Below are 6309 nucleotides of genomic sequence, written 5' to 3'. Positions count from 1 at the left end.
TAAGGGTTTAAGAGAGGTTTTTGAGTCTGAAAATTATGCAATTGAGATTCTTCCTTCGTCAGAATGACAAGATGGTCAAGAGAGGTTTAAAGTTTAAGGGTTTAAAAGTTTAAGGGTTTAAGAGAGGTTTTTGAGTCTGAAAATTATGCAATTGAGATTCTTCCTTCGTCAGAATGACAAGATGGTCGAGAGAGGTTTAAAGTTTAAGGGTTTAAAAGTTTAAAGGTTTAAAAGTTTAAGAGAGGTTTTTGAGTCTGAAAATTATGCAATTGAGATTCTTCCTTCGTCAGAATGACAAGATGGTCGTTAGAGGTTTAAAGGTTTAAAGGTTTAAGGGTTTAAGGGTTTAAAAGTTTAAGAGAGGTTTTTGAGTCTGAAAATTATGCAATAGAGATTCTTCCTTCGTCAGAATGACAAGATGGTCGAGAGAGGTTTAAGGGTTTAAAGGTTTAAGGGTTTAAAGTTTGGACGAAAAAGATTGAGGAGATTTAAAAAAATTTGAACAAAACCTTTTAACAAATTTGGAGAACTACGACTAACAGAATATCAGTATAAGTAAGTCATTTATTAACCACTATTTTGTGTATTTTCAAAGCTTTTGTCCTACGTTTGGCACACGAACACTTATAACGCTGAAAATTTCAAAATAATGCAAATTTTGCATCGGTAAGTAATACAAAATACGATTTAAAATTTATATCTTAAAATTGCTTTTCTCACTCCTCCTCATCCAAATCTTCTTCATTAAAATCATCAAAAAAATCATCAAAATCAATTGGATCGTTATAAGCATTAGGATCCGGCGGAATAGCTCCCGGTGGATTAAATAATTCCCATTCGTCCCAAGAATGATTGCTCTTATCAAATCCGGCTACCCAGTTGATGAATAAGCTTCTAAATTCGTCTATTTCTTTTCGGATTATGGTAACAAAATCTTTGTCTTTAAAATTATCATGAAAGCGAAGGCTACCTACTTGTACATATAAATGCATAGCATAATCACGAATAATAGCTGCATTTTGCATACGTATGGTATACTCATCAGCTCCTTCTGCACCCGCAATTTTGGCACAAATCATGATAATATCATCACGCATCATGTATTTGCTGCGGCTTAAAAAATCATCTTCTTCCGGAATGGTTTCTACTAATCCCTTAATCATTTTTAAAATTTCTTCTGCTTTTTTATAAATTGGTAAGGCATTTAATTTGTCTAATCTGCTCATAGTTAAAAAATGTTTGTGATTATTGTTTAAAAAAAATAAAATTACAAAAAAATCATACAAGATTATAAAAGCTAAAAAAATTCATATTATCGTTTTGTTATAAATATCACTTAAGCATGTGTAAAACAGAATATCTGTAACATATTACGATGAATAACACTACATTGTCGATGAAATACAGTTAAATTATTTTTTTTTAACATTTAATTAAGTTTTTTTGTTTAAAACTCTGTTAAAAATCGTTACGTTTGCAGTACCCAAATTACTAAAAACTTGACTACTCATTACAAAAAAGAGCATAGCTATGCTCATGAATTATATTATACTTTCCTAAAGATTTCTTCTTTATGGCTGTTTATCAATTATTTAAACTCATCATGCTTTGCATCCTTTGGTTTCATTGACTTAAGGGGTTCTTTTTTTATTCCTTCTATTCTTACTACGCGATTTACGAAAACGTTATTTATAAATAATTTACATTTCTTAAAACAATTAAAAATTGCTTTTAAAGATGGTTCACGAATAGGATTTACTAGCTCAAAAAGCGTTGTTGATTATAGAAATGAATTGTTTGAACAGCTCACAAAATTATCACAACTATCTGAATTACAAAGACAAAACAATTTAATAGGCTTAATTTTGCACCCGAATTTAAAAAAAGCCCCCAAAGCTTAACTAAAAACTTAAAATACAAATAGAATGAATACCTACACTTCAAACAGACTCGTTTCGAAGGTTAAAATAAATCCAAAACTCGGTGGTTTACTGATTTATGTTCTGGTCTTGTGTTTTGGTTTGTTTATTGTTTACCTGAGGTCGGAAATCATCATAAAAAACAGGCAAAATGAAATGAGCAGTTTACTTTCTATTGCTCAAAAAAACATTCAACAATCGTTAAATAATTCGTATACAGCCAATTTAACTTTGGCTTTAACAATAGACAACGATAATAAGCCTCGTGATTTTGAAAAGGTTGCCGAAGAAATCATGAATCAAAACCCTACCATTGATTTGGTTCAGTTGGTTCCAAATGGAATCATAACACACGTTTATCCGTTAAAAGGCAATGAAAGTGTTGTTGGCTTTAATATTTTAGACACGACCATCAATCCAATTATTCGCAATGAAGCCTTAAAAGCTATTAGCAAGCGAAAAATGTTTTTTGCCGGTCCAATCAATTTAAAGCAAGGAGGAATTGGCATTATCGGAAGACTTCCTATTTTTAATAATAATGAATTTTGGGGATTTTCGGCAGTTGTTATTCGAATTGAAAGCCTAGTTAAAGCTTCCGGAATTGAATATATTAAATCAAAACAGTATTCTTTTCAATTATCAAAATATAATTATGAAACCAAAAAAGAGGATTTCTTTTTTGATAGTAGTACACAAATTAAAGACACTAATTATAAGGTTGTAAACATTAATGATGAAGATTGGAAACTATATATTGTTGATAAAGCAAAGAATCAACTTTTGGCAGAATTGCTTCCATCGCTCCTACTAGCTCTTTTGTTGTCTATTGTTTCGGGGTTGTTTGCTTACTTTATTTTTAAACGACCGGCAGAATTAATTCGATTGGTAAACAAACAAGCCACAGAAATAGTTAAAACAGAAAGTCTATTTAAAACTATTTTTGACAAAGCTGCTGTTGGAATAGCGAAAATTTGTGTTCATCAACAAAAATTTGATACTGTTAATGATCATTTTGCATCTATTCTAGGCTATACAAGGGAGGAATTGAAAGCCAAAACTTTAACTGAAATTACGCATGAATGCGATTATATAAGGATAGAAGAAAAAGAGCAACTTTTAAAATCCGGTGCTATTGAAGACTATACGATAGAAATTAGATTGCAGGCCAAAGACAACCGAGAAATATGGACAAATTTGATTGTTTCAACAGTCTCTCCTTCTGTAAATATTGCCATTATTGAAGATATTACTGAAAAAAAAGAACGTGAAAATCAAGTTATAGAAAGTAATAAACGTTTAAAAAGTTTGTTTGACGATTCGCCGATTCCGCTTTGGGAAGAGGACTTTTCGGAAGTAAAAAAACATCTTCTTTTGCTTGGTTTAATTGGAAAATCTAAAAAAGAAATAGAAGAGTATATTTCAGAACATCCGGAATTGCTTGCAGAGTGTGTAAAACGCATACGAATTATCAATATGAACCAGCAATGCCTTGCTCTTCATGAAGCAAAAACGCATGCTGAGGTGATTGAAAATTTTGAAACTATGCTTACGGAAGAATCCATTCAAACCGTAAAAAAACAAATCATCAATATTTGCAAAGAGAAATCTTCTTTTCAAAGCACAACAAAAATTAAAACCTTAAATGGAGTAGAAAAATATGTTCATTTGCAATGGAATGTGATTTCGGGATATGAAGAATCGTTAGAACGTGTTATCATTACCACAGAGGATATTAGCGACCGAATTATAGCCTTGAGCAAGTTGGAGGAGTCTGAGAAAAAACTTAATGAACTTATTAACTCTATTGATGGAATTGTTTGGGAATTTAGTCAAGATAATGGAAAATTTAGTTTTATAAGTGATAAAGTTGAGTCTATACTAGGATATTCTAAGGAAAATATCATGCTTAATAATGCTTTTTGGGAAGACCATATTTTTCCGGAAGACCAAGCTAGTGTGTTAACTCAAATTAAAGCATTGAATAGTAGAAATAATTATTTGGACATTGAATACAGAATGATTTCTGCCGAAGGAAAAACAATTTGGGTAAGAGGCATTATTAATTATATTAAAAACAAAAGAACAAAGAAAAAACTTATTCGAGGCGTAATTATTAATATTACCCAAGCTAAACAAATTGAAAATAACTTAAACCAATCGTTGGAAATTGTGACTGAACAAAACCGACGCATTTTTAATTTTTCGCATATTGTTTCGCACAATCTTCGATCGCACACAAGCAACATTCAATCGATTATTAATTTATTAGAAATTACAAATAAGCCCAAGGAACGAGAAGAACTTTTAGATATGCTAAAAGAAGTTTCGTCTGATTTAGATGATTCTGTTCATCATTTAAATGAAATCACAACGATATATACCAACATTAATATTGAAAAGCAGAAAATTCAGCTCAAAGTTGCTGTTGAAAGTGTACTAAACAATTTGAGTAATATTATCACGTTGCGAAAAGCTAAAATTAAAAACTTGCTTACTACAAATTTGGTTATTCATCATAACAAATCGTATCTGGATAACATTATCATGAATTTTATTTTCTATATTCTAAAAAACAAAGATTTAAAGACAATTCCAACCATTGAAATAAAATCTTATCTTGAAAACAATTATGTTGTTCTGGAAATCAAAGATGTAGGAAGTGGTTTGAATATTGAAAAAAATACCGATAAAATTTTTAATCTATTTCACACGGCAGATAACGAAACTGATATGAATCATGGCTTTGGATTGTTTATTGCCAAATCTCAAATTGAAGCCCTAAATGGTAAAGTGAATGTTGAAAGCTTGAAAAATGAAACTACTTTTAAAATTTATTTCAAATGAAAAAATCTGTTCTAATTATAGACAACGACCCAATATATTTAACAATAACTCAAAAAATTATTGAGAAAATTGATTTAGCCAGCAGTATTTCTATTGAAAAAAATGGTTTTACCGCTATCCAATTTTTAACTAATGCTATTGAAAACAAAATCGAACTTCCGCAAATAATTTTTTTAGATATCGAAATGCCAGTGATGAATGGTTGGGAATTTATGGATGAATACTGCAAAATTGATAAATCTTTTTTGAGTAATACAACTATTTACATTGTTAGCTCATCTATTTCTACAGTAGATAAAGACAAAGCAAAAGCTTTTTCTGAAATTAAAGGCTTTATTTCAAAACCATTGACTATTGAAACGTTAAAATCAATTTTGAGTAATTGATGGAAGTATTCCCATTTACTAATTTAAACAGAAACTTTTTGATATAAATTTATAATGCTAAATTTGGATGATCATTTAATACAATTGAAAAACAAATTGTTGGCATGAAAAAATTATCATTTTGCATTTTCCTATTGCATTTACTTAGATGAGCAACTTGCTTTTTCTTTCATCCCTTGGCGACAAGATTGCGGTTCGTACAGGTTGTTTAATCCGGCTTTGGGTAATTTTGCCAATGGTTTATCGTCGTCAGACTACAGCCTTTCTAATTGATGTCCGGGTACGGTAACAAATCCAGTGTTGATTGATTTGGGTGATTTATACGCAGGTAAACACACACTTCGTGTTCAAATTACGCATGGTTTACCGGAGGGCAGTATTTTTAGTGCTTGGAATGTTTCGGGCATATTGTTAGGAGAATCGGCAGAGTAAATTCCCTACCGATTTCCTGTTAATCAACCAATCAACTAAAACAATTACTCTTTTATTTTAAAAATTTTGGTTAAAATATCATCCATCAAACACCATTTGGTTAATGATGATTGTAATAAATTGGCTCCTACAAAAGCAGTGAACCACAACCAATTTTGGTTTACATAAATTGCTAATAAAATACTGATGAGGATAAATGTTCCTGCGATGCCGCGTACGATTCTATTTTTCATTTTTTTGAGTTTCTGAGGTACTGAGTTGCTGCGTATTCTGCCTCTGATTATTAAATAAATTTTTCAATACTAAATGTTGCTAAATGCACTTTTGATTTGGTTTCTAATTCTTGGTTGAAAGCGAGAATTAAATCATATAATTTTTCCAAATTTTCAACCGGAACAAAGGCATAAAATGCAATGGATTCGTTTTCGTTTACTTCGCTTCCAAACCAATTGGAGGCCAAGGCTTCTTCGGATAAATCTTTAAATCCGGTTACATCACGATACGAATAGGTTTTTACACCGGATTTTTTGAGCAAATGCTGTATCTCTCGTTTGAAAGAATGGACAGCGGTTATTAGGACTAGTTTCATGTTTTTTTGAGTTGCTGAGTTGCTGAGTTGCTGAGATGCTGAGTTACTGAGATGCTGAGATGCTGAGATGCTGAGATGCTGAGATGCTGAGTTTTATTAAATAGCCATTTTTTACTAATCACTATTAACTAAGGACTAA

6 protein-coding genes and 1 pseudogene are annotated in these 6309 nt (G+C 31.0%); 4 read left to right on the top strand and 3 right to left on the bottom strand.

Annotated features, from left to right (window positions below; translation table 11 throughout):
- Nucleotides 1-716: 716 nt before the first annotated feature.
- On the bottom strand, nt 717-1226 hold the full coding sequence (locus AC23MC_RS15465; RefSeq protein WP_487569247.1) for a hypothetical protein: 510 nt from the start codon (nt 1224-1226) through the stop codon (nt 717-719).
- 273 nt (nt 1227-1499) lie between these two features.
- On the opposite strand from AC23MC_RS15465, the gene AC23MC_RS15460 reads away from it, so the two are divergent.
- The 4 genes and pseudogenes from AC23MC_RS15460 to AC23MC_RS15445 form a co-directional block, all read left to right on the top strand.
- The gene (locus AC23MC_RS15460) at nt 1500-1901 is read left to right on the top strand and encodes a hypothetical protein (protein WP_487569246.1); all 402 of its coding nucleotides are present in this window, start codon (nt 1500-1502) and stop codon (nt 1899-1901) included.
- 174 nt (nt 1902-2075) lie between these two features.
- Nucleotides 2076-4763, top strand: a complete 2688-nt coding sequence (locus tag AC23MC_RS15455) for a PAS domain S-box protein (RefSeq protein WP_487569245.1) — start codon at nt 2076-2078, stop codon at nt 4761-4763.
- Entirely contained in the window at nt 4760-5149 is a 390-nt protein-coding gene (locus tag AC23MC_RS15450) for a response regulator (protein ID WP_487569244.1), read from the top strand. Before AC23MC_RS15455 ends, AC23MC_RS15450 begins: the two co-directional genes overlap by 4 nt.
- Nucleotides 5150-5287: 138 nt before the next feature.
- A pseudogene (locus tag AC23MC_RS15445) lies at nt 5288-5581 on the top strand (peptide-N-glycosidase F-related protein); the annotation flags it as partial.
- A 44-nt stretch (nt 5582-5625) separates the two neighbouring features.
- On the opposite strand, the gene AC23MC_RS15440 reads toward AC23MC_RS15445, so the two are convergent.
- Both AC23MC_RS15440 and AC23MC_RS15435 read right to left on the bottom strand, forming a co-directional pair.
- Nucleotides 5626-5814 carry a YgaP family membrane protein gene (locus tag AC23MC_RS15440; protein WP_487569243.1) on the bottom strand — a complete coding sequence of 63 codons (189 nt, stop codon included), beginning with the start codon at nt 5812-5814 and terminating at the stop codon, nt 5626-5628.
- A gap of 50 nt (nt 5815-5864) precedes the next feature.
- Nucleotides 5865-6170: a hypothetical protein gene (locus AC23MC_RS15435; RefSeq protein WP_487569242.1), complete on the bottom strand. Its 306-nt coding sequence runs from the start codon at nt 6168-6170 to the stop codon at nt 5865-5867.
- Between the last annotated feature and the right edge of the window lie 139 nt (nt 6171-6309).

This window comes from Flavobacterium sp. T50_26, from assembly GCF_057652995.1.
Note: the sequence above shows the minus strand (reverse complement) of the source record. Positions and strands in the feature narration are given on the sequence as shown.

Coding starts and splice junctions, on each gene's coding strand:
- AC23MC_RS15465 (WP_487569247.1), bottom strand. CDS start 1,226: ATGAGCAGATTAGACAAATTAAATGCCTTACCAATTTATAAAAAAGCA.
- AC23MC_RS15455 (WP_487569245.1), top strand. CDS start 2,076: ATGAGCAGTTTACTTTCTATTGCTCAAAAAAACATTCAACAATCGTTA.
- AC23MC_RS15450 (WP_487569244.1), top strand. CDS start 4,760: ATGAAAAAATCTGTTCTAATTATAGACAACGACCCAATATATTTAACA.
- AC23MC_RS15440 (WP_487569243.1), bottom strand. CDS start 5,814: ATGAAAAATAGAATCGTACGCGGCATCGCAGGAACATTTATCCTCATC.
- AC23MC_RS15435 (WP_487569242.1), bottom strand. CDS start 6,170: ATGAAACTAGTCCTAATAACCGCTGTCCATTCTTTCAAACGAGAGATA.